The organism is Pseudomonas sp. FSL W5-0299 (genome assembly GCF_005930655.1).
Taxonomy (GTDB): Bacteria; Pseudomonadota; Gammaproteobacteria; order Pseudomonadales; family Pseudomonadaceae; genus Aquipseudomonas; species Aquipseudomonas mandelii.
On sequence record NZ_RXHX01000117.1, the window covers coordinates 1 to 462 of the forward strand.

Sequence of the window (462 nt, forward strand, 5' to 3'; positions counted from 1 at the left end):
CGGTGTGCCTTATCCGGATGCGGCGGTGGGCGATGTCATGGTGCTGAGCTGGGGCGGTGTGCTCGTGGAATCCGCGCCGCTGACTGCCGAGCAGATCAGCGACCCGGCCACTCACCCGATCGTGATCCACGTCGACGAAGCCACCATCCTGGCCGCGGGCGACACCGACATCTCCGGGCTGGCGGTCACCTTCCGCGTGCGCGATGTGGTGCACAATTTTTCGGAAGACTGGTGCAAGGCCACGCGGCTGGTGGTCATGACCGGCGTCGATCTGCTTGATGCGCCGATCGTCAAGGAGGCGACGAACAACATCCTTGACCTTGATGCGCTGGAGGACAAAAACATCACGGCTCAGGTCTGGGCCAAAGGGCCGGCGTTCAAGCTGGAGGACCGCATCATCCTGAAGATGCGCGGCACCACCGTGGACAACGAGGCCGTGGAAGTCAACACGCCGGCCCAGAC

The 462-nt window shown here is 63.9% G+C and carries 1 pseudogene; it reads left to right on the forward strand.

Annotation, left to right across the window (positions count from 1 at the left end):
• Positions 1-462 (forward strand): annotated as a pseudogene (locus FHL16_RS34225) (hypothetical protein); the annotation flags it as partial.